The organism is Mycobacterium sp. TH-M11 (assembly GCF_057473725.1).
In genome coordinates, this window is the sequence record NZ_JBYCLD010000133.1 from 1 (window position 1) to 2729 (window position 2729).

General features: G+C 66.8%; 3 protein-coding genes and 1 pseudogene. All 4 read left to right on the plus strand.

The window, feature by feature from the left end:
- A partial coding sequence (locus AC2VOG_RS05870) for a CoA transferase (protein ID WP_486938980.1) occupies window positions 1-653 on the plus strand: 653 nt, incomplete at its 5' end.
- A pseudogene (locus tag AC2VOG_RS05875) lies at window positions 650-1069 on the plus strand (enoyl-CoA hydratase/isomerase family protein); the annotation flags it as partial. The gene AC2VOG_RS05870 and the pseudogene AC2VOG_RS05875, both read left to right, overlap by 4 nt.
- Entirely contained in the window at window positions 1062-2207 is a 1146-nt protein-coding gene (locus AC2VOG_RS05880) for a thiolase family protein (protein WP_486938981.1), read from the plus strand. The pseudogene AC2VOG_RS05875 and the gene AC2VOG_RS05880, both read left to right, overlap by 8 nt.
- 230 nt (window positions 2208-2437) lie before the next feature.
- Window positions 2438-2729 (plus strand): TetR/AcrR family transcriptional regulator (locus tag AC2VOG_RS05885; RefSeq protein WP_486938982.1); only part of this gene is annotated, 292 nt, incomplete at its 3' end.

Consider the following 2729-nt stretch of genomic DNA (forward strand, 5'->3'; position numbering starts at 1 on the left):
ATGCACAGTCGACCCCCGGTGGGCACGGCAACACGATCGGACTCAGCCTGCTCGACACCATGATGGAATACATGGGGTATCCGCTGACCTACACTCAACACTCCGGTATCGACCAGGAGCCGCTGGGCATGAGTTCTCCCGCGGTTGCTCCCTACGGGGCTTACCGCACCGCCGACGCTCAGACCGTCGTGCTGGGTACCACTAATGATGCTGAGTGGCAGCGGCTTTCACGACAGATGATCGGGCGCGACGATCTTGCCGGCGATCCACGATTCGCCCACAATTCCGGCCGCTGCGCGCACCGTCACATCTTGGACGAGGCGATCGGCGCCTGGTGCGCCGCGCACGACCTGGAGCATGTGCAGACAACGGCCGACGCCGCCGGGATCGAGAATTCGCGCTACAACCTGCCCAGCGAAGTGCTGGTCCACCCGCAGCTGACGGCGCGTGACCGCTGGCGGCAGGTCGACACACCTGCCGGGCCGATTCAGGCTCTGCTGCCACCGCCCGTGATCGCCGGCTATCAGCCCCCGATGGGCGCGGTGCCCGGTCTGGGACAGCACACCGATGCGGTGCTCGCCGATCTCGGGCTGAGCGCCGACGAGATCGACGGGCTGCGAGGACAGGGCGCAACCGGGCCAGCGTACTCGTGACTACTAAGGAGGGGCTGTCAGTGGATCTCGGTGGCTCGTGGCTGCTGCCGAAAATCGTTGGCTTGCAGCAGGCCAAGCGGCTGGTGCTGTTGGCCGAAACCATCGGCGCCGCTAAAGCGCGGGCGTTGGGCCTGGTCACCTGGATGGTGGCCGCCGACGAGATCGACGCCTTTGTCACCGACCTCGCCGGTCGCCTGGCCGCAGGGCCGCCGATCGCGTTGGCGCACAGCAAGGCACTGTTGAACGAGGGTGCCGATCGGACTATGCACGATGCCCTGGCCAACGAGGCCCGCGCGCAGGTCGGTAATTTCGCCAGCGTGGATTCGGCGGAGGCATATGCCGCCTTCGCCGCCAGGCGCGACCCGTCGTTCACGGGGCAGTGGGCGGTCAACAGAGTGGAGCAGGGCAATGCGTGAAACAGTCATCGTCGAGGCGGTGCGGACACCCGTCGGCAAACGAAACGGTGGCCTGTCGGCCATGCATGCCGCCGACCTGTCGGCCGTGGTACTCAACGAACTCCTCGAGCGCACCGGCATCAACCCCAGGATCATTGACGACGTGGTGTGGGGTTGTGTGTCGCAGGTCGGCGACCAGTCCAGCAACATCGGCCGGTACGCGGTGCTGGCCGCAGGCTGGCCCGAACACATTCCGGGCACCACGATCAACCGGGCGTGCGGTTCCAGCCAGCAGGCGCTCGACTTCGCGGCGCAGGCGGTGATGTCGGGTCAGCAGGACGTCGTGGTCGCCGGCGGTGTCGAGGTGATGAGCCGGGTGCCGCTCGGCTCGGCTCGTGCGACCGGTCAGCCGTATGGCCCCAAAGTTCTTGCGCGCTATGACGATTTCTCGTTCAACCAGGGCATCTCGGCGGAGCTGATCGCCAAGAAGTGGGGATTCTCCCGCGCCCGGCTCGACGAATACTCCGCGCGCTCCCATGAGCGCGCCGCGGCGGCGCAAGACTGCGGTGCCTTCACCGACCAGATCGTCCCGGTATTTGTCGACGACGCCGCCGTCACCGCGGACGAGGGCATCCGGCGCGGCACGTCGGTGGAAAAGCTGGCCGGCCTCAAGCCCGCGTTCGACGAGTCCGGCGTGATCCATGCCGGCAATTCGTCCCAGATCTCTGATGGGGCAGCAGCTTTGCTCGTGACGACCTCAGACATCGCGGTCGAACTCGGCCTGACCCCGCTGGTGCGCTACGTTGCCGGTGCGGTCACCGGGGCGGACCCGGTGCTGATGCTCACCGGCCCGATCCCGGCCACCGAGAAGGTGCTTGGCAAAGCCGACGTTTCACTCTCCGACATCGGCGTGTTCGAGGTCAACGAGGCTTTCGCGCCAGTTCCGCTGGCGTGGCTTGCCGAGACCGGTGCCGACCCCGATCGGCTGAACCCCCTTGGCGGAGCCATCGCGCTCGGCCACCCGCTCGGCGCATCGGGTGCGGTGCTGATGACCCGAATGGCGCATCACATGCGCGACAACGGCATTCGGTACGGCCTGCAGACCATGTGTGAGGGCGGCGGCACCGCCAACGCGACCATCGTGGAACTCGTTGCCTGACAGCAAGATCCCGGGACCGCGATTCGCGAGGAGTGCGGCGGCGATACGTCCGAGTGCCGTTCTCACGCCGTGCTGCAAGAGGTGGCCGCCCAGGCGCGGTTGACGCTGTCGTCGTTCCGCGCTCGACTCGGGCTCTGCGCGACCCAAGAATTTGCTCGGCTGAGACCCTTGTCACAGTCGGCCAACCAACCTACTGTGTGTTCAGTTGGTTGGTTGGCCGAAGGAGTCCGATGCCCGAGACACGGCCGTACGAGTCGCTGCGGGCCAAAGGCGAGGACCGCAAACAGCGGATCCTGGCCGTGGCGCAGCGGTTGCTGACCCGGTACGGGTGGCGCAATACGACGCTGGCCCAGATTGCCGGTGAGGCCGGGGTGAGCCCGGCCGGCCTGCTGCATCACTTCGAATCCAAGGAGCAACTGCTGCACGCGGTGCTCGACATCCGTGACGCCGACGACGACGCACACGCGAACCGGGCCGGCGACCTGATTGCCGAGATCGCCGCGGTCGCCGACCGGTACTACC

Coding starts and splice junctions, on each gene's coding strand:
- AC2VOG_RS05880 (WP_486938981.1), top strand. CDS start 1,062: ATGCGTGAAACAGTCATCGTCGAGGCGGTGCGGACACCCGTCGGCAAA.